The following is a 22,415-nucleotide window of genomic DNA, read 5'->3' on the forward strand; positions in this document are numbered from 1 at the left end:
CCCGGGGCAGTAAACCAGTGGCCGCCGGCCCGTCGATCACGGGCCTACGATGAGCGAGCAGCCGAGGGGCGAAGCGAGGGGTGAAGCGTGGAGGACGAGTACCTGAGCCTGTCCGAGGTGGAGGCGATCGCTCGCGGCGCCCACCGGGGACAGGTGGACAAGAACGGCCACCCGTACGGCGAGCACATCGCGGCCGTTGCGCACGGGACGGCCGCGCGCGGGGGCAGTGAGGCGCAGATCGCGGCGGGCTGGCTGCACGACACGGTCGAGGACGACCGGTTGAGCCGGGAATGGCTGGCGGCGGCCGCGCTGCCCGAGGAGACCAAGACGATCGTGGACGCGCTCACCCGGCGCCCGAAGGAGCCGCTTGAGGAGTACACCGCGCGGATCCTGGCCACGCCGGGCGCACTGTTGGTCAAGCGCGCCGACCTGGCCCACAACTCCGACCCGGCCCGGCTGGCCTCGCTGGACCGGGCGACCGCCGAGCGGCTGGCCGCCAAGTACGCGCGGATGCGCGAGCTGCTGGGGCTGACGGGGGAGCTGTAGTACCGGGCGGCCCGTGCAGCCGGCCGGCCGGACGGGCCGTGAAGCCGGACGGGCCGTGCAGCAGGCCGGCCGGCCGGCCGGGCAGCCGACCGTGGCGGCGTGCCGGGGAAACCACGAAAGGGCCCGGGCCACGCGGATCGCGCGGGTCCGGGCCCTTTCGGGCACCCCGGTGGCCCCTGTCCGACCCCCGGGGTGAGGGGGAGTGGTCAGGGTCGGGAGGGAATCAGTGGGCCGATGGGGTCCGGCTTAGTACCAGTGGTGGTTCTGCCAGAAGGACCAGGCGGCGTTCGGGCTGCCGTAGCGGGAGTTCATGTAGTCGTAGGCCCACTTGATCTGGGTCTTGGGGTTGGTCTTCCAGTCGGCACCGGCCGAGGCCATCTTGGAGCCCGGCAGCGCCTGGCCCAGGCCGTAGGCGCCCGAGCTCGGGTTGGTCGCGGTCACGTTCCAACCGGACTCGTGGGAGATGATCTGGTTGAACGAGGCCAGCTGGCTCGCCGGGACGATCTGCGCGGCGATGGTCTTCGGGGACGCGGTGGCGGCGTTCGCGGTGGCGGGCAGGACACCGGCGCCCAGGGCGGTCAGACCGGCGGCGCCGGCAAGAATCGCGGCCGAAGTACGCATACGGAGCTTGAAAGCGGGCATGAAGAACAGGACCTCAATCAGGTTGGGCCGGGTCACGCCCCGCCCAGGACCACGGCCGGACAGGGGCCGAAATGGTTGCGGGGCGTGACTCAGCAGTAAGCCATTCGCCGGCGGGACAGGAGCCGGTGTGGCTGGCGACGAGAGCCATTGTTGGCAGACCGGATCGGCCGCCGCCAAGACCCCCTCGTTACGACCGGCAGTCGTAGGAGAGTGGCCGCCGTGGATTCGAAGGGCCGGTCGCGCGGAGCGCGCGGACCGGCCCTGACGTGCGCGTACGTGGGGACATCGGGGAGCAGGCCGACCGTTCGGGTAGGTCTACTACGGTCCGTCGTGGGCGTTGATTCCGTGTGAGCGCACTCACCGTTTGAGCCCGGAGTGCCGTCACCCGCGGGTCCCGCGGTAGCACTTTGGGTACAGACGATCAACCCGGTGCTGAGACCGGCGCCACACCCCGGAGCGCACGGGCGGTCAGCGCAGGTCGCCCAGTCGCCGGTGCCGCGCCGCCCGGGCCGCGAGCCGGTCCGCTTCGGTGGACGCCGCGATGGCGCCGAGCGCCGTACCGACCGCCCGGCCGAGCCGGGCGCAGAAGGCCTCCGGCTCGTCGGCCGCGTCCGGCAGCTCCGGGACCACCTCGTCCACCAGCCCGACCGTCGCGAGGTGCTGCGCCCCGATCCCCTGCGCCCGGGCCAGCTCGGCGGCGTGCTCGCCGTCCCGGTGGACGATCGCCGAGGCGCCCTCCGGCGGCAGCGGCGCCAGCCAGGCGTGGCCGGCGGCGAGCACCCGGTCGGCCGGGAGCAGTGCGAGCGCGCCGCCGCCCGAGCCCTGGCCGAGCAGCACCGCGAGGACGGGGGTGCGCAGCGCGAGCAGCGTGGTCAGGCAGTGCGCGATCTCCACCGCGATGCCGTCCCGCTCCGCCTCGGCGGACAGCTCGGCCCCGGCCGTGTCCACCACGGTGACCAAGGGGAGCCCGAGCTGCTCGGCCAGGCGCGCGGTACGGCGGACGGCCCGCAGATCGGCCGCGGTGAACGGACGCTCGTGCTCCGCGGACTGCCGCTGCTGGCCGACCACCAGGACGGGCCGGCCGCCGAGTACGGCGAGCGCGCGGACCAGGGCGCCGCCGCGGCCGCCCGGGGCATCCAGCAGCACCAGCTCCTCGGCGGTGTGCCGCAGCAGCTCGCGGGTGCCCGGGCGGTCGGGACGGCGGGTGCGGCGGACGGAGTCCCAGGCGTCCGGGCTCTCGGGCGTGGCGCCCGGGTCCTCCGCCGGAGGTGTGTCCGTGGCCGCGTCCGTGGACGGGGTGTCCGTAGAACTAAGAGGAGAAGGGGAGCCCGGGGAAGGCGGCCGGGGCGCGGCGAGGACGGCGAGCGTGCGGCGGACCAGCTCGCGAAGCTCCTGCGGCGGGACGACGGCGTCCACCAGCCCCTGCGCGGCCAGCGTCTCGGCCCGCTGGACGTCCGGCGGCAGCTCCACGCCGCGCAGTTCCTCGTACACGCGCGGGCCGAGGAAGCCCAGTCGGGCGCCCGGTTCGGCGAACACCAGCTGGCCGAGCGTGCCCCAGGAGGCGAAGACCCCGCCCATGGTGGGGTTGCGCAGATAGGTGAGGTAGGGCAACCCCGCCGCGCGGTGGGCCTGGACGGCGGCGGTGATCCGCAGCATGCAGAGGAACGCCGCCGATCCCTCCTGCATCCGCGTGCCGCCGGAGACCGGCAGGGCGAGCAGCGGCAGTCGCTCGGTGGTGGCGCGCTCGACGGCCCGGGTGATCCGCTCGGCGGTCGCGACGCCGATCGAGCCGCCGAGGAAGCCGAACTCGGAGGCGACCAGGGCGAGCGGCCGTCCGCCGATCACGCCGCGGCCGGTGAGGACGGCCTCGTCCAGGCCGGTGCGCTCGCGGGCCCGGTCGAGCGAGGCGCGGTAGTCGGGGTCGGCGGGCGGGCCGGGTGTCGGTTCGTCCCAACTGTGGAAGCTGCCGGGGTCGACCAGCAGGCCGATCAGCTGGTGTGCGGTCGATGCGGTCGGCGCGGTTTGCCTGGCCGGTGCGGTCGGCTCCGGTGCGGTCGTGGCGGTCCGTCCGGCCGGCGTCGGAGGGGTGGTCCGCGCCATGTCGTCGTCCTCGTTCGCCGCCATGCCCACCCCGTCAGAGATCGTTCCGGTCCGTCGTGATCCGTCACTCTATGCGGCCCGGTCCGGGCGCGGCGAGAGCCCGGGAAACAGGGCGGGACGGTCTCGTCGCCAGTTCGATGGCGGTCGACCCTTGCGCCGTACGGACGGTTCGTGGACGGCGCCGGAGGAGTGCGACGGCGGCCGGAATACGGGCCAAGTCGCTGCAGGTAAACGGGAGTTACCCGCTGGTTAATACTTGGAAGGAGGGCTTCCGGAGTTGACGGTGTCTCGCCACACTAGGGACATGACCCGCACTCTACGCGCGTGGAAGTCCCGCGCTGCCGCCGTCACCGCCGTCGCCCTGATGACCCTCGCGCCGATCGCCGTCGCCACCGACGCGCACGCCGCCGTCAGTGGCTCGGTGTGCCTCTCCGCGCTCCCGCCCGAGGCCGCCGACACCCTCGACCTGATCGCCTCCGACGGGCCGTTCCCCTACTCCCAGGACGGCGTGGTCTTCCAGAACAGAGAGCACGTCCTGCCCAGCGAGTCCTACGGCTACTACCACGAGTACACCGTCGTCACCCCGGGCTCGCCGACCCGCGGCGCCCGCCGGATCGTGACCGGCCAGGACTACCAGGAGGACTACTACACCGGCGACCACTACGCCACGTTCCGCCTGGTCGACCAGACCTGCTGACCCTCCCGGTACGGCGCTGGCCCCGGCGCACTTCCCCGCCGGGGCCACCGCCGTACCGCCATGGCCCGCCGCCGTGCCCTGCCGCACCCCCCTGCCGCCTCGGCCGCAGCCCCGGTCAGAGCTCCGACGGCCCCCAGTCCGCCACCACCAGCTCGTCCCCGATCCGCAGCGAGCCCGACCGCAGTACGGCGAACTTGCTGCCGAACGCCACCCCGCCCGCCGCCGCCCGGCGGTACCGGGCCAGCGTCCGCAACGGCTCCGGGCCGACCTTGGCGCCGCTGGACTGGTCCACCATCGTCACCGCGCAGCGGATCGCCAGCTTGGCGTAGCCCAACTCGGCGCCGCCCACCGCGATCCGGCGCGCCAGGTCCTCGGTGTGCGGCTCCGGCCAGCCGTCCACCACCAGGTTCGGGCGGAACCGGTCCGCGGACAGCGCGGGAGCGCCGGAGAGCGCGTTGAAGCCGTCCAGCGTGGAACGGGACAGCAGGTGCACGGCACAGCTGTCGGCGTAGCCGGAGGTGCCCGGGGTCAGGCCGTCCGTCACCCGGTCGTGCTCCGGCGGCACCCGGACCAGCCGACTGTGCGCACCCAGCACCTCGGACAGCCAGTCGGCGGCCTCCTCGCCCTGGTCGATGCCGAGAAACGGTGCGCCGAACAACCGCACCTCGCGGCGCGGGCCGTCCGAATCGACCCGGACCACCACCGGCTCCACCCCGGCGGCAAGACGCAGCAGGCGGCCGTCGTCCTCGACCACCGGACGGACGGTGGCCAGCAGCGGGTCCCGACGCTGGGAGCGGAACACACCCCCCTCGTCCACCACCATGAACGCCCGGTCGTGGGCCAGACCCGCCCGAGTCAACTCGGCGCGCTCCACCGAGACCCCGGCGCACCCCTTCACCGGGTAGTACCGCAGCTCCGCCACCCTCGCCATGACTTCCCCCGATCATCCTGGACTCGACGACTCCGTAGGGTAGTTGAGCGATGTGGCGGGAGGTGCGGTTGCGACCCGCCGGCGTGGACGGGGTGACGGGGGCGGAGCCGTCGAGCGGCACGCCGTCGCCCGCCTGCCCGCTTGCTAGGGTCGGGTGCATGGCACCGAGCAGCGCGAACCCTCCGGGACGGCTCCGGCGAGACGCGCAGCGCAACCGCGACCTGCTGCTCGCCGCCGCCCGCGACATGTACTCCCGGCGCGGCCTGGACGTGCCGCTGGACCAGATCGCCAAGGAGGCCGGCGTCGGCAACGCCACCCTCTACCGGCACTTCCCGACTCGCGAGGCACTGATCGTCGAGGTGTTCGCGGACGCCGGCGCCGGCCTGGCCGCCGCCGGCGAGGAAGCGCTCTCCACCGAGGACGCCTGGACCGGCCTCGAACGGTACTTCGAGCGGATCTTCGAGCTCGTCGCCGCCGACCAGGGCATCAACGACCTGGTCACCCAGGCCATCCCGACCATCCCCGGCATGATCGAGATCAGCCGGCAGCACGCCGCCACTGTCGGCGCCCTCATCGCGCGCGCCCAGGAACAGGGCACCATGCGGCGCGACGTGGGCACCATGGACCTGCTGTTCCTGCTGGGCCCGCTCTGCCGTGCCCTGCCCGCCACCACCGAGCTGCGCCCCGACCTCTGGCGACGCTACCTCGCCCTCCTCCTGGACGGCTTCCGCACCCAGGCCACCCACCCGCTGCCGGTCCCGCCGATCGGCGAGGAACACCTGGACCGGATGTTCGCGGACCTCTGGGAGGCGGAGCCCCCGCAGGCCTGAGTGCGCGGCCCCCGGCGCGCGGCTCCCTCGGCACGGATTCCCCGGTGCGGCTCCCTCGGCACGGATTCCCCGGTATCAGGGACGCGTACGGAACACCGGGCGCCGCGTCAGGGCCCCGTCAACGGGCGGCTGCCGCGCGGTCGCGGGGCGCTTTGCTGAGGTGCGACGGAGCGCGCGCGGTCGGCTGGTCCGACGGTTGCGTCGGTTCGGCCGCGTCGACGGTGCGGCGGGAGAGGCAGGGGCGGGGTATGGCGGACAGCGCCGACAGGGTCGCCAGCGTGGACGGCGGTGCGGACGATGGCGGGGACGGCGGTGCGGACGAGGGACGGATCGTGATCGGCCTCAGCGGCTCGCTCGGCAGCCTCGCCGCCCTCCACCACGCCGTCGCCGAGGCCCGACGCACGGACGCCGAAGTGCTCGCGGTGCTCTGCTGGACCCCGCCGGGCGACGAACTCGGCTACCGCCGCACCCCCTGCCCGCCGGTGATCACCGCCGGCCGCGACGCCGCCGTCGCCCGGCTGAGGCAGGCCCTCGACGAGGCCTTCGCCGGTCGGTACGCAGGCGTCCGACTGCGCTGCCAGGCCGTCCGCGGCGACACCGGCCACACCCTGGTGCGGTGCGCCGACCGCCCCGGCGACCTGCTCGTCCTCGGCGCCGGCCGCGAACGCGGCCGCCTCGCCCGGTTGGTGCGCCCCTCGGTCACCGCCTACTGCGTCCGGCACGCGACCTGCCCGGTGCTGGCCGTCCCGCACCCCCCGTTGCTCGGGGACCTGGAGACCCTGGGGCACCGGCGCCGGCACCGGTTGTGGGCATCGGTGGCGCGGAACTGACCGGCGGGTGACAGCCGCCCCGCTCCAACAGCCGCCCCGCTCCGACAGCCGCCCGCTACGACAGCCCGGCAGCCTCGGCCAGCACGGCGGCGGTGTGGCGGCCGGCCTCCAGGGTGTCGGTGGCCGTGGCGGGGAGGCAGCGTCGGGCCTCGGGGCTGTAGGCGGTCATCACCACGCCGGCGTGGTCGGTGGGGAGTTCGAGCAGCGCGGCGGCCGGGACGGCGGCGGCCAGCTTGCGGGTGTGCTCGACGTCCACGATCTCGTCCGCCGTGCCGTGCACCAGCCAGAGCGGGACGGGGGAGGGGCCCGAGGCCAAGTGGTCGAGCGGGGCGTCGCCGGTGGTGGCGGCCGGGTCGGTGTACTGCGAGGCGATGCCGACGGCGGCGATGGGCCGGAGTTCGGCCGGGGTGTCCGGGTGGGTGGCCACCGCGATCGCCTCCCGGCCGCCGAGCGACCAGCCGGCCAGCACCAGGCGCGCCGGATCCCCGCCGAACTCGGCCGCGACCCGGCGGGCATGGGCGAGGGAGGCGCGCAGCTCGGCGGCGCCGCCGTCCGCCTGCTGGCAACTCCAGTCCGGGACGAGCACCAGCAGCCCGCGCCCGGCGGCCTCCCGGGCCAACGGCCGCAGCACATCCCGCTCGTTCGGGCCGCTGCCGTGCCACAGCAGGACGACGGGAGCCAGCCCGGCGGCACCTGTGCCCGGCCGGTGCACGTCCGACAACCGCCCGTCCGCGTACGGAATGACATCGAATGGTGCGCTGTCCATGCGGGGTTCGCCTCCGATTCGGTAACTGATCACTGAGCTGGTACTGTACTTCCTGTCGCGAGGGAGATGATTCCTCGTCAGGCGTCAGTGGTGCTACCAGAGCACGTCCTACTTTCAGTAGGAAGAGTCCGTGCGACCCGGGCCTGGCGCTCTTCGATCGGATGGGGTTCGGTGCCTTTCAGGGGTGCCGGGCCCCATTCGTGTTTCTCGGGGTGGGGTTTGCGGGCGATTGTTCCCGGGTTCTGTATTCGCTCGTTGGGGTGCTAATGTTCTTCCTGTCGCGAGGGAGATGATTCCTCGTCAGGCGTCAGTGGTGCTACCAGAGCACGTCCTACTTTCAGTAGGAAGAGTCCGTGCGACCCGGGCCTGGCGCTCTACGTTCGGATGGGGTTCGGTGCCTTTCAGGGGTGCCGGGCCCCATTCGCGTTTTCCAGGCGGGCCAGTTCCTCGCCGCTGAGCACGAGTTCCCCCGCGGTCGCGGAGTCGCGGATCGTCTCGGGGCGGCTGGCGCCGGGGATCGGGATGGTGACCGGGGAGGTGGCCAGCAGCCAGGCGAGGGCGACGCGTTGCGGGCTGACTCCGCGGTCGGCGGCGATGGCGGCGAATTCCTGGCCGGCCCCGCCGAGTTCGGCGGAGCGGCCGATGCCGCCGAGGGGGCTCCAGGGGAGGAAGGCCAGGCCCAGTTCGGTGCACAGGTCCAGGACGGGCTGGTGCTTGCGGACGGCGGGGGAGTACTCGTTCTGTACGGAGACGAGGGCGTCGCCGAGGATCTCCCGGGCGAGCCGGACCTGTGCCACGTCGACGTTGGAGATGCCGGCCGCGCGGATCTTGCCCTCCTCGTAGAGCTCCCGGACGGCGCCGAGCGAGTCGGCGTACGGGACGGTCCGGTCCGGGTGGTGCTGCTGGTAGAGGTCGATCGCCTCGACGCCGAGGCGGCGCAGTGAGCCCTCGCAGGCGCGCTTGAGGTGGGCAGGGTCGCCGTTGACGGTCCAGGTGCCGTCGCCGGGGCGGCCGCGGCCGCCCTTGGTGGCGACCAGGACGCGGTCGGCGTCCGGGCCGTAGGCGGCGAGTGCCCGGGCGATCAGTTCCTCGTTGTGGCCGTACTCGTCGGCGTGCCAGTGGTAGGAGTCGGCGGTGTCGATGAGGGTGACGCCGGCGTCCAGTGCGGCGTGGACGGTGGCGATCGCGCGGGCCTCGTCGGGACGGTTCTCGACGGAGAGCGGCATCGCGCCGAGGCCGATGGCGCTGGTCCGGACGGTGCCGAGGAGGCGGGTCGTCGTGCTGGTGGTCATGCGGGGAGCTCCTGTCCACGGGTGGCGGCGATCAGGCCGGGCAGCCAGTCGCGGGTGTGCGAGACGGGGTGGCCGAGCCGGCGGGCCCGGGAGTTGTCCATGCCGTAGTAGCGGTCGAAGGAGAACGGCGAGGCCTGCTGCCCGGGCCCGGGTGCGGCGGTGCGGTACGGGCGGCCGGCGGCGAGCAGGTCGCAGAGGTCGGTGGCGGTCAGCTCGCCGTCCGAGGCGAGGTTGACGGGGCCGGTGAACCGCTCGCCGGCCGCCCACGCCAGGAAGGCGGCGGCCTCGTCCTCGTGGGTGTAGGAGGAGGGCAGGTTCTCCGGGTGCACCAGCACGGGCAGGCCGGCCTCGATCCGCTCGGTGTAGTGGGCCAGCCGCCCGGTGAAGTCGGCGGTGCCGAGGACGTGCCCGAGCCGGACGGTGACGAACGGGAAGGCTGCGCCGCGGGTGAACACGGCCTCCGCCTGGCGCTTGCCCTCGCCGTACGAGGACTCGACGAACTCGGCTTCGGTCCAAGGGAGTTCGAGGCGGACCGGCCAGTCGGCCGGCTCGACGGCGGACTCGGTGAACGGGCGGTCCGCCGGGCGGGGCTCGCCGGTGTCGTAGACCTCGATCGTGGAGGTCATCAGGTAGCGGCCGGTCCGTCCGGCGAAGGCGCGGACGGCGAGTTCGGCCTGATGCGGGGTGTAGCAGACCTGGTCGATCACCGTGTCGAAGTCCCGCCCGGCGAGCGCGGTGGTCAGCGCCGCTTCGTCCGTGCGGTCGGCGACGAGCCGGGTGACACCGGGAGGTGGCGGTGTCGAGCCCCGGTTGAGCACACTGACCCGGACTCCGGAGTCACGCAGCCGGGTGACCAACTGCCGTCCGAAGTACCGGTTTCCCCCGATGACGAGCGCGTTTTCCATGCCTACAAGTGTTATGGTGCGGCGCGGTTCGATGAAGGGGTGATCATGGGAGTTCAGGCGCTGCGACCGAAAGACCGACGGCAGTCCGGCGGTTCGGCCGACGATTCGTCGGTGGGGTCCCGGAGCGGCGTCGGCGGGGGTCTGGACGCGGTCGATCTGGGGCTGTTGGAGCTGCTCCAGTCCGACGGGCGGATCACGCTCAGTGAGCTGGGCCGGCGGGTCAACCTCAGCCCGGCCGCGGTCGGCGAGCGGGTGCGCCGGCTGGAGGCGAGCGGCACGATCACCGGCTACGCGGCCCTGGTCGCCCCGGAGCGGCTGGGCTACGGCATCCGCGCCTTCGTGCGGGTCTCGCCGCACGCCCGGATGACGGTGAAGTACCTGCGCAGTCAGGACCTGCTGAACCGGCCGGAGGTGCTGGAGGTGCACCACGTGATCGGCGAGGACTGCTGGGTGTTCAAGGTCGCCGCCCGGGACACCGCCCACCTGGAGGAGCTGATCGAGGCGATCGCGCTGCTCGGCCGGACGACCACCTCGGTGATCCTGTCGTCGCCGGTGGACCAGCGGGCGCTGCTGCCTTCGGACTGACGGAGCGCGGGAACAGGCGAGGGAACCCGGGCAAGGACGGGCGAGGGAACCCGGGCAAGGACGGGCGAGGGAACAGGCGCCGGGAACACACGAGCGGGGACAGGCACCGGAACACGCGCGGGGACACGTTCAGGACGGCTGCCGGTCGGAGCCCAGCTCGCGCGAGATCCGCAGTCCGACCTGTGCCACGACCGGCCCGAGGGCGCGCACCCGGGCGGCCGTCATCCGGGAGGTGAGCCCGGAGACGGAGAGCGCCGCCGTCACCTCCCCGGTGTGGTCGAAGATCGGCGCGGCGACGCACCGCACCTCGGGCTCGTTCTCCCGGTCGTCGATGGAGTAGCCGCGGGCGCGGATCCGGGCGAGGTCGGCGCGCAGCCGGCTCTCGTCCGAGATGGTCCAGGCGGTCACCGGGCGCAGGCCGGCCGCGACCACCTCGGTGACGGCCTCCTCCGGCAGCCAGGCGAGGATCGCCTTTCCGGTGGCGGTGCAGTAGGCCGGGGCCCGGCTGCCGACCCGGGAGGCCATCCGGACGTTGGTCTCGTCCTCGACCTTGTCCAGGTAGACGATCCCGGAGGCCTGCCAGACCGTCAGGTGGACGGTCTCGCCCGCCTCGCGCTGGAGTCGGCGCAGGTGCTCGGCGGCGACGCTGCGCAGGTCGAGGGTGGTCAGGTAGGCCTGGCCGAGGCGCAGGGAGCCGTGGCCGAGCCGGAACCAGCCGGTCTCGCGGTCGCGGTCGAGCAGGTGCTCGTCCAGCAGCGGCCCGGCCAGCCGCAGCACGGTGCTCTTGTTGAGGTCGAGGGCTTCGGCGAGTTGGGCCAGTGGCACGCCGCGCCCGTCGCCGTGGTCGCGGACGTAGCCGAGGACGGCGAGCGCGCGGCGCAGCGAGGAGGACTGGTTGCGTTCGGTCGCGGGCTTCTTGGGTGCCGTCTCCGTCATGGGGTCGTTTCCCTGGTGGTGTGTTCCCTGGTGGCTTCTGCCGGCGTTCCTTCGCCTGCCGCCGTTGGCGGTGTCGGCGGCGGCGGTGGTCAGAACGTACCCGCTCGCGGTCGGATGGCCGCATCTTCGATACAACGTTGTGCAGTGCAAAACTTTCGCCGACCCCCTCTTGTTGGCGCCGATCGCCCACGCCTAACGTCCCTGCCATCGAGCAGGCGACGTCGCCCCACCCGAGCGCTGCGCCCTGCCCCACCCCCACCACTTCACCCACCATCGGCCCCGGTCAGGGCCTGCTTCGACGTGCCCGTCCGCAGTCCGCAGCGGCACACGTCTCGGCGGCAGCTGTCGGGAGGGGAGGTCTCCACCATGCGACTCACCGGACGGACCGCCGTGGCCGTCGTGCTCGCCGCCGGTTGCCTGGCCGCCACCGCCTGCGCGCCGGGCACCGCCTCGTCGGCGGGCGACCGGGCGGGCGACGACCGCACCGGCACCCTGCAGGTCTGGCTGTACAACGAGGCGGGCAACGCGGCCAAGGAGGCCGTGATCGCCAAGGCCGTCGGCGAGTTCCAGTCCTCCCACCAGGGCGTCACCGTGAACGTCAGCTACATCGACACCGACGCCTCGGCCCGCGCGGCCAAGATGAAGGGCGCCTTCAACGACCCCGACAGCGCCCCCGACCTGGTCGAGTTCGGCAACACCGACCTGCCCGGCTACGTCGCCGCCGGCGGTCTCGCCGAGATCGGTGCCGAGCTGGAGCGGTGGAAGGACAAGGGCGACCTCGACCCGGCCATCGCCAGGACCGCCGTGCTGGACGGCAAGACCTACGGCCTGCCCTGGTGGGTCGGCGTCCGGGCGCTGTACTACCGCACCGACCTGTTCACCGAGGCCGGGCTCACCCCGCCGACCTCGTACGCCGAACTGGTCGCCGCCGCCCGGAAGATCCACGCCGCGCACCCGGACACCTTCGGCATCGCGGTCGGCGGCAAGTACACCTTCGGTGCGCTGCCCTTCGTCTGGGACGCGGGCGGCGACATCGCCGCCAAGGACGGCACCGCGTTCAAGGCGGCCATCGACTCGCCCGCCTCGCAGGCCGGGATCAAGCGCTACACCGACCTCTTCGGCGCCGACGGCTGCCCCGCGCAGCAGTGCGCCGACCTGACCGGCGGCAAGACCGTCGACCTGTTCGCGGCCGGGAAGTCGGCGATGGCGATCCTGCTCAACTCCAACCGCGGCAAGGTGGACGCGGGCGCGGCCAAGGGGAGGTACGGCGTGGTGCCGCTGCCCGGCGAGAAGGCCGGCTCCATCGCCCCCGCCTTCGCCGGCGGCAACAACCTGGGCGTCATGAAGGCGGCCAAACACCGCACGCTCGCCGTCGAGTTCGCCGAACTGCTGGCGAGCCCGGCCTACCAGGAGCAGATGTACGACGCGATGGGCAACCTGCCGACGCTGACGTCCGTCAGCGGCAGGGTCGCGGCGAAGGACGCGTTCCTGAAGCCGTTCACCGACACCATCGCGGCCGGCACCAGGTTCGTGCCGCTGGACCAGGCGTGGGCGCAGATCGACGCCCAGTCGGTGATCCCGACGATGCTCCAGCAGGTCGTCACCGGCAAGGCGGACGTGGCCAAGGCCTCCGGTGATGCCGCGGCACAGATCAACTCGGCCTTCGCCGCGCGCTGACGGCCGCGTGCTGATGGCCGCGCGCCAGCCGTGCGTCGGCCGTGCGTCGGCCGTGCGTCGGTCGTGCGCTGATGGTCGCGCGCCGACAGCCCCGCCTTGACGGTCCCGTTCCGGTTCGTCACAGAGAGCAGGTCCGCACGTGTCCGCATCCACCACGACCGCCCCGCCGGTGCCGCCTTCCCCGCAGCGGCGCCGTGGGGGCAGGACGCCGGCCGCACCCCCGGGCGGTCGGCGCCGCAGGCCCCCGCTGCTGCTGCTCCTGCCGGCCACGGTCATCCTGATCCCGCTGGTCGCCTACCCGATCTACCAGCTCGGGCTGCTGTCCGTCCTGGACTTCGGGCAGGCCCAGGCGTCCGGCGGCGCGCCGACCTCCTTCGTCGGCCTCGGCAACTACGCGAAGATCCTGGCGGACGACCAGTTCTGGTCGGTGCTGCTGCAGACGGTCGGTTTCGCCGCGTTCTGCGTGGTCGCCACCCTGGCCGTCGGCGCCGCCCTCGCGGTGCTGCTCACCAAGGTCGGCCGGTGGCCGCGGCTGGTGCTGACCACCGCGGCGATGGCCGCCTGGGCGGCGCCGGCGATGACCGGCTCGACGGTGTGGAGCTTCCTGTTCGACACCAACCTGGGCCTGGTCAACCACACCCTGGAACGGCTCGGGCTCTCCGGCTTCCACGAGTTCAACTGGTTCTACGACAAGTGGACGGCGTTCCTGATCGTCGGCGCCGTGGTGGTGTGGCACTCCTTCCCGTTCGTGATGGTCACCCTCTACGCGGGCATCCGGGCCATCCCGGAGGAGGTGCTGGAGGCGGCCGCGCTGGACGGCGCCGGCACCTGGACGACCTTCCGCCGGGTCACCGCGCCGATGCTGCGGCCGATCCTGACCATCGTGGTGATCCAGTCGGTGATCTGGGACTTCAAGGTCTTCACCCAGGTCTACGTCATGACGGAGGGCGGCGGCATCGCCGGCCAGAACCTGGTGCTCAACGTGTACGCGTACCAGAAGGCGTTCGCCTCCTCGCAGTACGGGCTGGGAGCGGCGATCGGCGTGATCATGCTGCTGATCCTGGTGATCCCGACGGTCCTGTACATCCGCAGCCTGCGACGGACGGGGAACGAGCTGTGAACTCCCTTCGGAACTCCCGCGGTCGGTGGCGGTTCGGCGCCGACGCGGCCGCGATCCTGGCGGCCGTCGTCACCGCCTTCCCGATCTTCTGGATGGTGCTCTCGGCCTTCAAACCCAAGGGCGAGGTGCAGTCGCTGGACCCAGAGCCGTGGACCGCCCACCCCACGCTGCAGAGCTTCCGTCAGGTGCTCAGCGTGGACGGCTTCGGCCGGTACTTCGCGAACAGCCTGGTGGTGGCGCTGTCGGTGGTGGTGCTCTCGGCGGCCGTGGTGTTCCTGGCGGCGGTGGCCGTGACCCGGTTCAGGTTCAGGTTCCGCACCACCGTCCTGGTGATGTTCCTGATCGCCCAGATGATCCCGGTCGAGGCGCTGACCATCCCGCTGTTCTTCATGTTCCGGGATGCCGGGCGGTTCGTCCCCGGCATCGGGCTGAACACCCTGGCCTCGCTGGTCCTGGTGCAGTTGGCGTTCTCCCTGCCGTTCGGGATCTGGATGATGCGTGGCTTCGTCGCCGCCGTCCCGGTCTCGATCGAGGAGGCCGCGCAGATCGACGGGGCCTCCCGCGCCCGCATCCTGTGGCGGATCCTGCTGCCGCTGGTGGCCCCGGGCCTCGCGGCGACCAGCGTGTTCTCCTTCATCACGGCGTGGAACGACTTCGTCTTCGCCAAGACCTTCATCATCAGCGCCACGCGGAACCAGACGCTGCCGTCGGCGCTGCTGGTCTTCTTCAAGCCGGACGAGAACGACTGGGGCGGCATCATGGCGGCGTCCACGCTGATGACCGTCCCGGTGCTGATCTTCTTCGTCGCGGTGCAGCGGAGGCTGGTGTCGGGGCTGGCGGGCGCCGTGAAGGACTGACGCGCGCGGTGCAGGACGGGCGGGCGTGGTGACCTGACCGGCGGGGGTGACGGGCCGGCGGAGGGCTCAGCCCTCCCGGTGGACGAACGCGTACGCCTCGCGCGCGAGTCGGGACCAGGACAGCGGGGAGGCCGGGTCGAGGGCGAGCCACTCGCGCATCGGGCGGCCCTTGCCCGCGTCGAAGTTCGTGCCCTCGCCCGCCGCGACCAGCTCGTCCACCCGGGCCCGCGGCAGCTTGAGGACCAGGCGGCCGGCGGACAGCATCGCGAAGATGTGACCGTCCGCCTTGAGGGCGTCGGAGCCGAAGCGGCGGCCCGGACCCGGCGTGGTGACACCGGGGAGGCCGGCCGTCTCCCGGACCAGGGCGGCGAAGCGGTGCTCGGGGTCGAGCTGGTCACCGGTCATCTCAGGCCGCCTCCGCGGACTCGTGGGAAGGGACGGCGACCAGGACGAACACCGCGTCGGCGTCGTCCCGGACCAGCGCGGCGCGGCCGTACGGCGTCGGCTCGGGTCCGGTGAGGACGGTTCCGCCGAGGGCGCGCAGCCGGTCGGCCGCGCGGTCGGTGTCGGCGGTGCCGAACTGGGCCAGCCAGCGTGCCCCGGTCGCGGTCGCGGTCGCGGTCGCGGTCGCGGTCGGGTCGGTCAGGCTGGTCAGGTCGGCCGGGTCCGTGCCGGCGGCGGACGGGCCGATGCTGCAGGCCGGGTGGCCGGCGGCCCGGGCGAGGGTGTGGCCCGCCTTCGGCCGGTCGTAGGTGTAGCCGAAAACGCGGCGGTAGAAGGCGCGTGCGGTGTCGGGGTCGGGGGAGAGGTGCTCGTTCCAGGCGAGGGCGCCGGGTTCGTCCACCAGGCCGGCGCCGTCGATGGTGCCCGCCTGCCACAGGCCGAAGGCCGCGCCGAGCGGGTCGACGGCGAGTGCGGCCCGGCCCTGCTCGGGCACTTCGTACGGCTCGCGGACGATCCGGCCGTCGGCGGCGCGGACGAGCGCGGCGGTGCGGTGCAGGTCGGCGCAGGCGAGGTGGGTGGTCCAGGCGGCGGGTCGCGCGGTGTCCACGGGCGGCCCGATGCCGGCGACCTGGGCGCCGTACCGGGTGGCGACCGTCTCGGCGGGGCCGGTCGGCACGAACTCCCAGTCGAACAGCGCGCCGTAGAAGCGCTGCGCGCGTGCGGCGTCCGAGGTCGTCAGGACGACCCAGCACGGGACGCCCTCGCGGTACCTGCCCGCCTTCGGCATGCCGCCCTCCCGGTGGCAACGGCCCCACCCGCCAGCCTCCACGCGCGTTCCACGACCGGCAACCGGGGGCTCGGACGGGCCCGGATCTCAGGAGGCCCGGGGCTCAGGCGGCCCCGGGGCTCAGGCGACGCCGTGCGGCCGGAACTGGATGCTGATCCGCGGGCCGACCGCGCGGGCGGTCTTGGGGATCGCGTGTTCCCAGGTGCGCTGGCAGGAGCCGCCCATCACCACCAGGTCCCCGTGGCCGAGCGGGAGCCGGACGACCGTCGAGCCGCCGTACCGGGGCCGCAGCGCCAGGACGCGCGGCTCGCCGACGGACAGGATCGCCACCATGGTGTCCTCGCGGGCGCCGCGCCCGATCCGGTCGCCGTGCCAGGCCACGCTGTCCCGGCCGTCCCGGTAGTAGCAGAGCCCGAGGGTGCGGAACGGCTCGCCCAGCTCGTCGGCGTAGTGCTCGCTCAGCGCCGCGCGGGCCTGCCCGAGCACCGGGTGCGGCGGCTCGGCGTCCGCCGGGTACGAGGCCAGCAGGCGCGGGACGTCCACCATCCGCTCGTACATCTCGCGGCGCTCGGCCCGCCAGGGCACGGTCGCGGCCAACTGTTCGAACAGCGCGTCCGCGCCGTGCAGCCACGCCGGCAGCACGTCCAGCCAGGCGCCGTCGCCGAGCGCCTGCCGCCGTAGGCCGTCGAGCGGGCCGAGGCGGATGTCGTCGCGGTCCGCGTCGTCGAACAACGAGGGCTGGAGGGGGACGGTGCCGTGCATGGGGCCAGCGTACGCCTTGATTCGAACAAATGCTCGAACAGGGTTCCTGTGATCACCGCGCGGCGTCGCCGTCGGGCCGTAGCCTGCGGACATGGCGATCAACGGCTTCGGGGTGACCGAGTTCCAGCTGGTCCTGCTGCGCCGGATGGCGGACTTCCGGCCCGGCCTGGTCGAGGACGCGGTGCGGCGGCTGGGCGCCGACCGGGCCTCGATGCGGGAGGCGAACAAGCGGTGGCAGGCGATGGTCCGGGCGCCCCGCTTCCCACGCGGGGCGGCCCGCCACGCCGCCGTGCTGGGGCCGGCGGAGGCGACCGTGCCGCGCCGGATCGGGGACCTGGCGTGCACCGCGCGGCAGTGGACGCTGCCGCTCTGGCCGGAGCTGCGCTTCGAGGTCCTGCTCGGGCCGGCGGAGATCGGCGCGCCGGTGTTGAACGAGTGGCTGGTGCGGGCGCCCGGCGTTCCGGTACCCGAGCTGCGCACGGTGGCCGACCTGGTGTCGTGGAGCTGTGTGGTGGGAGACGTCGGAGCCGCGTTCCCGCCCGCCGTGCCGCGGGAGGGGAGTGCGCCGACCAGGTTCCGGCTGGACTTCGAGGCGCCGGGCGCCACCGGGCGGGTGCGGCCGTGGACGGCGGACTTCACCTGGGGGCTGCTGCAGGAGGTCCGGCGGGAGGGTGGTGGACCCGCCGGGGCCGCAGAAGCCGGCGGGGCCGGCGAGGCCGCAGAGTTTGCCGAGCCTTCCGAGTGATGCAAGGCGACATTCAGTTAATGCCTTCGATTTGCAGGTGCCTGTGGAATCGTGGCAGCATAATCGCAGACACTGTTGAGGCTTGACATCGGAAAGTGAAGGATCATGTCGGACGGCGCCCGCGTCATCGTCGGAGTCAGCGGCTCACTGCACAGCCTGACCGCCCTGCACCGGGCGGCGGAGGAGGCCCGGATCCGGCAGGCCGCCCTGGTTCCGGTGCACGCCTGGACGCCGGTCGGCGGCGAGCGCAACTACCGCGCGCGGCCGTGCCCGCCGCTGCTGCGCGCCTGGCAGGACCTCGCCGACACCCGGATGGCGGGCGTGCTGGAGCAGGCCTTCGGCGGGCTCCCGATCGGGGTGCCGGTGCGGCCGCTGGTCGTGCGCGGTGAGGCCGGGGCGGTGCTGACCGAGCTGGCCGACCGTCCGGGCGACCTCCTGGTGATCAGCACCGGCGAGCAGGACGGCCTGCGGGCCCGGCTGCGCCGGATGACGGGTCGCTCGGTTGCCCGCCACTGCCTGGAGCAGGCGCGCTGCGGCGTGCTCGTCGTCCCGCCGTCCACGCTGCACGAGGACCTGCGCGCGCTGCACCGCGGCATCGACCTGCGGGAGCTGGTCGCCGCCTGACGAGTCGTCAGGCACTATGCACCGTCAGGAAGCGTGTACCGCCAGCCCGTTGACCACGGTGCGGGACGGGCGCAGGTCGTGCAGCGCGTCCACCGGGCAGTCCAGCGGGTCGAGCGGCCACACCGTGAGGTCGGCGAACGTCCCCGGTCGCAGGCTGCCGCGTACGGCGCTCTCGCCGGTCAGTCGGGCGGCGTTCACGGTGTGCAGCGCGACCGCCTCGGACCGCTCGATCGCGTGCTCCGGGCCGACGACGCCGGCCGTGGTGCCCCGGGTCGTCATGCCCCACACCGAGACCATCGCGCCGTACGGGCCGACCGGGAAGTCCGAGCCGCCGGTGAGCAGCGCGCCCTCGTCCAGCCACTCGCGCAGCGGGAAGAGCGCGGCCGTGCGCTCCTCGCCCCAGGCCCGCTGCTGGGTGAGCGCGCCGTCGTGCAGCAGCGGGTGCTGGACGGTCACCGGAATGCCGAGCGCGATCGCCCGGGCCCGCTGGTCGGGGCGGGCCAGGCCGCCGTGCTCGACCACGAGCGTGCCGGGCGGCAGGCCGGGGCGGCGCTTGAGCACCTGCTCGAAGACGTCCAGCAGCACGCGCAGACCGCGGTCGCCCCAGGCGTGCACGCCGACCCGCCAGTCGCGCTCGACGACCCGGTCCACCGCCGCGAGCAGCTCGGCCGGCTCCCAGAGCAGTCGGCCGTGGTAGCAGGGCTGCCCCTGGTACGGCTCCTCCATCGCGCCGGCCTCGAAGCCGCCGTCGATGCCGAACTTGACGCCCCACAGCCGGAGTCGGTCGTCGTCGCGGCCGTCCGCGCGCCAGGCGTCCATCCGGTCCAGCAGGGCGTCGACCTGCTCGGGCGTCCGGGCGGCGAAGCCGGAGACCAGGGCCCGGACCCGGACGGCGAGGGCGCCCCCGGCCCGGGCCGCGTCCAGTACGTCGAGGTCCTCGACCGGGACGAGGCAGTCGCGCACGGTGCCGATCCCGGTCGCGGCATAGTCCGCCGAGGCCGCGCGCAGGCCGTCGATCCGCTCGGCGAGCGTGGGGCTCGGCAGCACCGGCTCGACCAGCTCGATCGCCCGGTTGATCAGCCGACCGGTGAGCCGCCCCTGCTCGTCCCGCTCGATCACGCCGCCGGGCGGGGCCTCGGTGGCCTCGGTGATCCCGGCCAGCCGCAGCGCGGCCGAGTTGAGCACCATGTTGTACGCGCCGCGGCGCACCAGCACCGGGTGGTCGGTGGTCGCGCCGTCCAACTCGCCGGTGGTGGGCATCCGTTGCTCGGTCAGCAGCACCTCCTGCCAGTTGACCGTGGTGTGGATCCACTCCCCGGCGGGGGTGCGGGCGGCGCGCTCGCGGATCAGGTCGAGGAAGCCGGCCAGGTCACGGGCCCGGTGCACGGGCACGCCGTGGACGCTCCGGGCGGCCAGGATCAGATGGGTGTGGGTGTCGTCGAAGGCGGGCAGCACGGTCGAGCCCGGCGCGTCGACGACCTCGGTGGCCGGCCCGATCAGGGCGTCCAGGCCGTCGGGCACCGGGGAGAGGGCGGTGATCCGTCCGTCGGTCACGGCGATCGCGCGCCGGGGCGGCTCGCCGGGGACGAGGGTGTGCACGGCGGCGGCACGGATCAGCAGGTCGGCGGGGGGTTGGGGGGTCATGACGGCTCCTGGGGGTGGGACAGACCGGTGACCTTCTCGACGTAGCGCAGGCTGGGCCCGGCGAGCAGCCCGTGCAACTCGGCGAAGACCGCTCGGGCCGGGACGGCGTTCCAGTCGGCGGGCAGCAGTTGCGCGGGCAGCCCGGGGTCGAGGTAGGGCAGGCGGCGCCACTGGGTGAGCATCGGGACGTAGGCGCGGAACGCCTCCGGTTCAGGTCGGCTGCCCGGCCCGCGCAGTTCCTCGGCCACCGGTCGCCAGGCGTCGGTGAAGGCCGCGTACTGCGCCTCGATCGCCGGCAGGTCCCACCAACTCGCCACCGCCGTCCGGAGATCGGCGAAACCGGCGTACTCGGCGGAGAGGAAGAGGTGGACGTAGGCGCTCAGCCCGAGGCGCTCCAGCAGGCGGCGGGCGTCCGGCAGCAGCCGGGCGGGGGCCAGCCAGACGCCGGGGGCGGCGTTGCCGAATCCGAGCCAGCTCAGCCGGGAGCGCAGCTGGTGGCGGTGGGCGCGTTCGGACTCGGGCACCGAGAAGACCGCCACCACCCAGCCGTCGGCGAGTTCGGCGGGCTCCAGGCTGTGGAAGATCCGGCGGTCGCCCTCCTCGAACACCGGCTCCATCGCGGGGGCGAGCCGGTAGCCGGTGCCTGCGCGGCGCTCCTGGTGGAGGGTGCCGGCCTTCTTCAGCCGGGACGTCGCCGAGCGGACCGCCGGCCCGTCGACGTCCAGCTCGGCCATCAGCGCGATCAGGTCGGCGATGGATATCCAGCCGCCGAGGCGGCGGACGAACTCGCCGTAGACGGTGTGGATCAGGGAACTCGGCCGGGGCGTGGTCTCCGACATGCGTGGGCGCTCCTCCCCGGCGATCGGCGGTGACCGGGCCACCGGTGGCGCCCCGGTGACCGGTGGTGATCATAGCGTCGGTCCCGCCGGTTCAGGCCTCCGCGTAGGCGCCGGAGAGCAGGTGCCCGGCCCCGGGGGCGAAGGCGGGCAGGCCGAGGGCGCGGAGCAGCTGGTGGGCGGTGCAGATCGCGGCCGACACCACCGGTTTGCCCAGCTGCTGTTCGGCCTCCTCGACGGCGGACAGCGAGGGCATCTGCACGCATGCGGAGAGCACCACGGCGTCCGCCCCGGCGTGGGCGAGGCCGCGGGCGATCGCGGGCAGCCGGGCCGGGTCGTGGGCGGCCACGTCGAGGTTGTCGGTGATCTCCAGGGCGGCGTGGTCGAGCACCTCGACGCCCTCCTCTGCGAGGTAGTCGACCACCGTCCGGGCCAGCGGCCGCGGGTACGGGGTGACCATCGCGACCTTCTCGGCGCCGAGCGTCCGCAGCCCGGCGACCAGGGCTCCGGCGCTGGTGACGACGGGTGCGGGCGCGCCGTTCTCCACGGTGCGCCGGTGCAGCCGCTGTTCGGCCTCGCGGTGGTAGCCGGGGCCGGTGGCCATCACGGCGACCAGGCAGGCGTAGCCGATCACGTCCACCCGGGCGTCCGAGAGTTCGGCGGCGCAGCGGTCGGACTCGCCGTCCATGGCGCGCAGTTGCTCGGGGGTGACCCTGGTCATCCGCATCCGGCTGGAGTGGAAGGTGAACCGTTCGGGCGCGACCGCCTCGCGGGCCCGCAGCAGGGCGGGGACCTCGGTCTCCATGGTGACGTTGGAGCTCGGGACGATCTGGCCGATCCGGTACGTCGACATCGCGGGAAGGGTCCTTTCGGGCGACGGGGCTGCGCGGGGGTACGGGCTCGGCGACGGGGCTGCGCGGGGGTACGGGCTCGGCGGGCGGGGCTGCGCCCGGGGCGTGGGCTCAGCGGGCGTCGATCACGGGGTTGGCGAGCGTGCCGATCCGTTCGATGGTTGCCTCGACCAGGTCGCCGGGCTGCAGGAACTGGGGCGGGACCATGCCGGCGCCGACGCCCGAGGGGGAACCGGTGGCGATCACGTCGCCCGGTTCCAGGGTGACGCCGGAGGAGATGTCGGCGATCAGCCGGGCGATGCCGAAGAGCATGTGGCGGGTGTTGGAGTCCTGCCGCAGCTCGCCGTTGACCTTCAGCGAGAGGTCGAGCCGCTGCGGGTCGGGGATCTCGTCGGCGGTCACCACCACCGGGCCGAAGGGCGCGTAGCTGTCCTGGCCCTTGGAGAAGAACCACTGCCCGGAGCGGCGTTGGTCGCGGGCGCTGATGTCGTTGACGATGCTGTAGCCGAACACGTGCCGCAGCGCGTCCCGTTCGGCGACCTGGAAGGCGGGTTCGCCGATCACCACGGCGAGTTCGCACTCCCAGTCGAGCTGCTTGGTGAGGTTCGCGTTGTGCCGGATCGGCTGGCCGGGCCCGGTGACGGCGGTCGACGGCTTGCCGAACAGCACCGGGCGGTCGGGCAGTTCGCGGTCGGTGTCCAGGGTGCGGTGGGACTCGGCCACGTGCTCCACGTAGTTGAGGCCGACCCCGACGATCTTGCCGGGGCGCAGCGGCGCCCGCAGTGACACCTCGGCGAGCGGCCGGGTGTCGGGCGACCCGGCGACCAGCCGGCGTGCGGTGGCGAGGGCCGGATCCCCGGCGCTGATCAACCCGAGGAGGCTGTCCGGCAGTTGCGCGCCGGCGGCGTCGGCGAGGGCGGTGAGGTCGGCGACCCGGTCCCCGGCGAGCAGCGCGCCGAGGCGCGGGGTGTCGTCGCCGTCCGCGAGGTAGGTCAACAGGTGCATGGT

General features: G+C 73.6%; 24 protein-coding genes. 10 read left to right on the forward strand and 14 right to left on the reverse strand.

Annotation, left to right across the window (positions count from 1 at the left end):
- The first annotated feature begins 87 nt into the window (after nt 1-87).
- The gene (locus ABTY56_RS23230) at nt 88-546 is read left to right on the forward strand and encodes an HD domain-containing protein (protein ID WP_350630904.1); all 459 of its coding nucleotides are present in this window, start codon (nt 88-90) and stop codon (nt 544-546) included.
- Between the two features lie 246 nt (nt 547-792).
- Here ABTY56_RS23230 and ABTY56_RS23235 read toward each other — a convergent pair whose 3' ends face one another.
- Both ABTY56_RS23235 and ABTY56_RS23240 read right to left on the reverse strand, forming a co-directional pair.
- Nucleotides 793-1,167: an aggregation-promoting factor C-terminal-like domain-containing protein gene (locus ABTY56_RS23235; RefSeq protein ID WP_350630905.1), complete on the reverse strand. Its 375-nt coding sequence runs from the start codon at nt 1,165-1,167 to the stop codon at nt 793-795.
- Nucleotides 1,168-1,656: 489 nt separating this feature from the next.
- On the reverse strand, nt 1,657-3,312 hold the full coding sequence (locus ABTY56_RS23240) for a carboxyl transferase domain-containing protein (RefSeq protein ID WP_350630906.1): 1,656 nt from the start codon (nt 3,310-3,312) through the stop codon (nt 1,657-1,659).
- A 280-nt stretch (nt 3,313-3,592) separates the two neighbouring features.
- On the opposite strand from ABTY56_RS23240, the gene ABTY56_RS23245 reads away from it, so the two are divergent.
- Nucleotides 3,593-3,985, forward strand: a complete 393-nt coding sequence (locus ABTY56_RS23245; protein ID WP_502893171.1) for a ribonuclease — start codon at nt 3,593-3,595, stop codon at nt 3,983-3,985.
- A gap of 115 nt (nt 3,986-4,100) precedes the next feature.
- On the opposite strand, the gene ABTY56_RS23250 is transcribed toward ABTY56_RS23245, so the two are convergent.
- Nucleotides 4,101-4,916 carry an MOSC domain-containing protein gene (locus ABTY56_RS23250; protein ID WP_350630907.1) on the reverse strand — a complete coding sequence of 272 codons (816 nt, stop codon included), beginning with the start codon at nt 4,914-4,916 and terminating at the stop codon, nt 4,101-4,103.
- Between the two features lie 158 nt (nt 4,917-5,074).
- On the opposite strand from ABTY56_RS23250, the gene ABTY56_RS23255 reads away from it, so the two are divergent.
- Both ABTY56_RS23255 and ABTY56_RS23260 read left to right on the forward strand, forming a co-directional pair.
- Nucleotides 5,075-5,746 carry a TetR/AcrR family transcriptional regulator gene (locus ABTY56_RS23255; protein WP_350630908.1) on the forward strand — a complete coding sequence of 224 codons (672 nt, stop codon included), beginning with the start codon at nt 5,075-5,077 and terminating at the stop codon, nt 5,744-5,746.
- A 248-nt stretch (nt 5,747-5,994) separates the two neighbouring features.
- Entirely contained in the window at nt 5,995-6,576 is a 582-nt protein-coding gene (locus ABTY56_RS23260) for a universal stress protein (protein ID WP_350630909.1), read from the forward strand.
- A 55-nt stretch (nt 6,577-6,631) separates the two neighbouring features.
- Here ABTY56_RS23260 and ABTY56_RS23265 read toward each other — a convergent pair whose 3' ends face one another.
- From ABTY56_RS23265 to ABTY56_RS23275, 3 genes are all read right to left on the reverse strand, one after another.
- Complete coding sequence (locus ABTY56_RS23265; protein ID WP_350630910.1) at nt 6,632-7,342, reverse strand: alpha/beta hydrolase; 711 nt, start codon at nt 7,340-7,342, stop codon at nt 6,632-6,634.
- Nucleotides 7,343-7,743: 401 nt separating this feature from the next.
- Nucleotides 7,744-8,634 (reverse strand): aldo/keto reductase, encoded by an 891-nt coding sequence (locus tag ABTY56_RS23270; protein ID WP_350630911.1) that lies wholly within the window; start codon nt 8,632-8,634, stop codon nt 7,744-7,746.
- The gene (locus ABTY56_RS23275; protein ID WP_350630912.1) at nt 8,631-9,539 is read right to left on the reverse strand and encodes an NAD-dependent epimerase/dehydratase family protein; all 909 of its coding nucleotides are present in this window, start codon (nt 9,537-9,539) and stop codon (nt 8,631-8,633) included. Before ABTY56_RS23275 ends, ABTY56_RS23270 begins: the two co-directional genes overlap by 4 nt.
- 45 nt (nt 9,540-9,584) lie before the next feature.
- Here ABTY56_RS23275 and ABTY56_RS23280 point away from each other — a divergent pair, with 45 nt between their 5' ends.
- The gene (locus tag ABTY56_RS23280) at nt 9,585-10,124 is read left to right on the forward strand and encodes an Lrp/AsnC family transcriptional regulator (protein WP_350630913.1); all 540 of its coding nucleotides are present in this window, start codon (nt 9,585-9,587) and stop codon (nt 10,122-10,124) included.
- A gap of 129 nt (nt 10,125-10,253) precedes the next feature.
- Here the strand turns inward: ABTY56_RS23280 and ABTY56_RS23285 are convergent, their stop codons facing one another.
- The gene (locus ABTY56_RS23285) at nt 10,254-11,060 is read right to left on the reverse strand and encodes an IclR family transcriptional regulator (protein ID WP_350630914.1); all 807 of its coding nucleotides are present in this window, start codon (nt 11,058-11,060) and stop codon (nt 10,254-10,256) included.
- 366 nt (nt 11,061-11,426) lie between these two features.
- Between ABTY56_RS23285 and ABTY56_RS23290 the strand changes: the two genes are divergently transcribed.
- From ABTY56_RS23290 to ABTY56_RS23300, 3 genes are all read left to right on the forward strand, one after another.
- Nucleotides 11,427-12,737, forward strand: coding sequence for an extracellular solute-binding protein (locus ABTY56_RS23290; protein WP_350630915.1), 1,311 nt, complete (start codon nt 11,427-11,429; stop codon nt 12,735-12,737).
- Nucleotides 12,738-12,876: 139 nt separating this feature from the next.
- On the forward strand, nt 12,877-13,857 hold the full coding sequence (locus ABTY56_RS23295) for a carbohydrate ABC transporter permease (protein ID WP_350630916.1): 981 nt from the start codon (nt 12,877-12,879) through the stop codon (nt 13,855-13,857).
- Nucleotides 13,854-14,714: a carbohydrate ABC transporter permease gene (locus tag ABTY56_RS23300; RefSeq protein ID WP_350630917.1), complete on the forward strand. Its 861-nt coding sequence runs from the start codon at nt 13,854-13,856 to the stop codon at nt 14,712-14,714. Before ABTY56_RS23295 ends, ABTY56_RS23300 begins: the two co-directional genes overlap by 4 nt.
- Before the next feature lie 66 nt (nt 14,715-14,780).
- On the opposite strand, the gene ABTY56_RS23305 is transcribed toward ABTY56_RS23300, so the two are convergent.
- The 3 genes from ABTY56_RS23305 to ABTY56_RS23315 form a co-directional block, all read right to left on the reverse strand.
- A complete protein-coding gene (locus tag ABTY56_RS23305; RefSeq protein ID WP_350524749.1) occupies nt 14,781-15,119 on the reverse strand; it encodes a hypothetical protein in 339 nt (112 codons plus the stop codon).
- Nucleotide 15,120: 1 nt separating this feature from the next.
- Complete coding sequence (locus tag ABTY56_RS23310; RefSeq protein ID WP_350630918.1) at nt 15,121-15,945, reverse strand: VOC family protein; 825 nt, start codon at nt 15,943-15,945, stop codon at nt 15,121-15,123.
- Nucleotides 15,946-16,065: 120 nt separating this feature from the next.
- Nucleotides 16,066-16,707, reverse strand: coding sequence for an alpha-ketoglutarate-dependent dioxygenase AlkB (locus tag ABTY56_RS23315; RefSeq protein WP_350630919.1), 642 nt, complete (start codon nt 16,705-16,707; stop codon nt 16,066-16,068).
- 91 nt (nt 16,708-16,798) lie between these two features.
- Between ABTY56_RS23315 and ABTY56_RS23320 the strand changes: the two genes are divergently transcribed.
- Complete coding sequence (locus ABTY56_RS23320; RefSeq protein ID WP_350630920.1) at nt 16,799-17,452, forward strand: hypothetical protein; 654 nt, start codon at nt 16,799-16,801, stop codon at nt 17,450-17,452.
- A gap of 105 nt (nt 17,453-17,557) precedes the next feature.
- Nucleotides 17,558-18,076 carry a universal stress protein gene (locus tag ABTY56_RS23325; RefSeq protein ID WP_350630921.1) on the forward strand — a complete coding sequence of 173 codons (519 nt, stop codon included), beginning with the start codon at nt 17,558-17,560 and terminating at the stop codon, nt 18,074-18,076.
- Between the two features lie 24 nt (nt 18,077-18,100).
- On the opposite strand, the gene ABTY56_RS23330 is transcribed toward ABTY56_RS23325, so the two are convergent.
- The 4 genes from ABTY56_RS23330 to ABTY56_RS23345 form a co-directional block, all read right to left on the reverse strand.
- The gene (locus ABTY56_RS23330) at nt 18,101-19,720 is read right to left on the reverse strand and encodes an amidohydrolase (protein ID WP_350630922.1); all 1,620 of its coding nucleotides are present in this window, start codon (nt 19,718-19,720) and stop codon (nt 18,101-18,103) included.
- A complete protein-coding gene (locus tag ABTY56_RS23335; protein WP_350630923.1) occupies nt 19,717-20,559 on the reverse strand; it encodes a PaaX family transcriptional regulator in 843 nt (280 codons plus the stop codon). The genes ABTY56_RS23330 and ABTY56_RS23335 overlap by 4 nt, the downstream gene beginning before the upstream one ends.
- A 91-nt stretch (nt 20,560-20,650) precedes the next feature.
- A complete protein-coding gene (locus ABTY56_RS23340; RefSeq protein ID WP_350630924.1) occupies nt 20,651-21,409 on the reverse strand; it encodes a maleate cis-trans isomerase family protein in 759 nt (252 codons plus the stop codon).
- Between the two features lie 109 nt (nt 21,410-21,518).
- On the reverse strand, nt 21,519-22,412 hold the full coding sequence (locus tag ABTY56_RS23345) for a fumarylacetoacetate hydrolase family protein (protein WP_350630925.1): 894 nt from the start codon (nt 22,410-22,412) through the stop codon (nt 21,519-21,521).
- Between the last annotated feature and the right edge of the window lie 3 nt (nt 22,413-22,415).

The organism is Kitasatospora sp. NPDC097691, assembly GCF_040302665.1.
Taxonomy (GTDB): domain Bacteria; phylum Actinomycetota; class Actinomycetes; order Streptomycetales; family Streptomycetaceae; genus Kitasatospora.

Excerpts from the sequence above, each read along its gene's own strand:
- ABTY56_RS23265 (WP_350630910.1), bottom strand. The coding sequence starts at position 7,342 with ATGGACAGCGCACCATTCGATGTCATTCCGTACGCGGACGGGCGGTTG.
- ABTY56_RS23245 (WP_502893171.1), top strand. The coding sequence starts at position 3,593 with ATGACCCGCACTCTACGCGCGTGGAAGTCCCGCGCTGCCGCCGTCACC.
- ABTY56_RS23345 (WP_350630925.1), bottom strand. The coding sequence starts at position 22,412 with ATGCACCTGTTGACCTACCTCGCGGACGGCGACGACACCCCGCGCCTC.
- ABTY56_RS23250 (WP_350630907.1), bottom strand. The coding sequence starts at position 4,916 with ATGGCGAGGGTGGCGGAGCTGCGGTACTACCCGGTGAAGGGGTGCGCC.
- ABTY56_RS23310 (WP_350630918.1), bottom strand. The coding sequence starts at position 15,945 with ATGCCGAAGGCGGGCAGGTACCGCGAGGGCGTCCCGTGCTGGGTCGTC.
- ABTY56_RS23270 (WP_350630911.1), bottom strand. The coding sequence starts at position 8,634 with ATGACCACCAGCACGACGACCCGCCTCCTCGGCACCGTCCGGACCAGC.
- ABTY56_RS23235 (WP_350630905.1), bottom strand. The coding sequence starts at position 1,167 with ATGCGTACTTCGGCCGCGATTCTTGCCGGCGCCGCCGGTCTGACCGCC.
- ABTY56_RS23260 (WP_350630909.1), top strand. The coding sequence starts at position 5,995 with ATGGCGGACAGCGCCGACAGGGTCGCCAGCGTGGACGGCGGTGCGGAC.
- ABTY56_RS23335 (WP_350630923.1), bottom strand. The coding sequence starts at position 20,559 with ATGTCGGAGACCACGCCCCGGCCGAGTTCCCTGATCCACACCGTCTAC.
- ABTY56_RS23340 (WP_350630924.1), bottom strand. The coding sequence starts at position 21,409 with ATGTCGACGTACCGGATCGGCCAGATCGTCCCGAGCTCCAACGTCACC.
- ABTY56_RS23330 (WP_350630922.1), bottom strand. The coding sequence starts at position 19,720 with ATGACCCCCCAACCCCCCGCCGACCTGCTGATCCGTGCCGCCGCCGTG.
- ABTY56_RS23240 (WP_350630906.1), bottom strand. The coding sequence starts at position 3,312 with ATGGCGGCGAACGAGGACGACGACATGGCGCGGACCACCCCTCCGACG.
- ABTY56_RS23275 (WP_350630912.1), bottom strand. The coding sequence starts at position 9,539 with ATGGAAAACGCGCTCGTCATCGGGGGAAACCGGTACTTCGGACGGCAG.
- ABTY56_RS23285 (WP_350630914.1), bottom strand. The coding sequence starts at position 11,060 with ATGACGGAGACGGCACCCAAGAAGCCCGCGACCGAACGCAACCAGTCC.
- ABTY56_RS23325 (WP_350630921.1), top strand. The coding sequence starts at position 17,558 with ATGTCGGACGGCGCCCGCGTCATCGTCGGAGTCAGCGGCTCACTGCAC.
- ABTY56_RS23320 (WP_350630920.1), top strand. The coding sequence starts at position 16,799 with ATGGCGATCAACGGCTTCGGGGTGACCGAGTTCCAGCTGGTCCTGCTG.
- ABTY56_RS23280 (WP_350630913.1), top strand. The coding sequence starts at position 9,585 with ATGGGAGTTCAGGCGCTGCGACCGAAAGACCGACGGCAGTCCGGCGGT.
- ABTY56_RS23315 (WP_350630919.1), bottom strand. The coding sequence starts at position 16,707 with ATGCACGGCACCGTCCCCCTCCAGCCCTCGTTGTTCGACGACGCGGAC.
- ABTY56_RS23290 (WP_350630915.1), top strand. The coding sequence starts at position 11,427 with ATGCGACTCACCGGACGGACCGCCGTGGCCGTCGTGCTCGCCGCCGGT.
- ABTY56_RS23305 (WP_350524749.1), bottom strand. The coding sequence starts at position 15,119 with ATGACCGGTGACCAGCTCGACCCCGAGCACCGCTTCGCCGCCCTGGTC.
- ABTY56_RS23255 (WP_350630908.1), top strand. The coding sequence starts at position 5,075 with ATGGCACCGAGCAGCGCGAACCCTCCGGGACGGCTCCGGCGAGACGCG.